The organism is Paenarthrobacter sp. YAF11_1 (assembly GCF_052113445.1).
Classification (GTDB): Bacteria; Actinomycetota; Actinomycetes; order Actinomycetales; family Micrococcaceae; genus Arthrobacter.
This window is the reverse complement of sequence record NZ_JBFRDF010000038.1, coordinates 1-526: the sequence shown is the minus strand read 5'-3', so window position 1 is coordinate 526 and position 526 is coordinate 1. Positions and strand designations below refer to the sequence as shown.

1 protein-coding gene is annotated in these 526 nt (G+C 49.2%); it reads right to left on the bottom strand.

What is annotated here, in order from left to right; all coding sequences use genetic code 11:
• Window positions 1-315 (bottom strand): anti-CBASS protein Acb1 family protein (locus AB4Y77_RS22965; protein WP_442015462.1); only part of this gene is annotated, 315 nt, incomplete at its 3' end.
• Window positions 316-526: the final 211 nt, after the last annotated feature.

The following is a 526-nucleotide window of genomic DNA, read 5'->3' as shown; positions in this document are numbered from 1 at the left end:
CTTTAACCCCTGCAGAATTTTCTGTTTGACCTTACGGACGCGCCATAGTTTATCTAGTTTACGGATCTCGTCTGGCGGCATCTGGGTTGTAATCGTGATCCAGTTACGCGTCATGTCTTCCGGTATGGTGTCGATGATACGTCGAACGATCCAATGGCTGCGGTATAAGCTGTTCATAAGCTGGTAGTTCTGCGTTATCCGCGTCATCGGGTACTCAGTGCCCTCTAACAAGTTAGGCGTACCATGCCCCAAACGTGCCAGAACGTTCTGAAAAGCGTCCGTTGTCAGCCCGCGTGGTAGCTTTGGTTCAGGCATCTTTTTAGTTGACTGCGGCTGCCCCGCATCCGTTGTTCTCCGCTTGCTTCGTCTACTCAAGTTGTTCCCTCCTTTCAAGCGATAATGATTGAGGTCACTTCATGCCGTTCATGTCCATGACGGCTGCAATCTCCGAACAAATAATGAAGCTCTTGCCGATCCTCAAACAACTTCCAGGCAAGACGTCCATGTATTTATGCATGTCATCTAT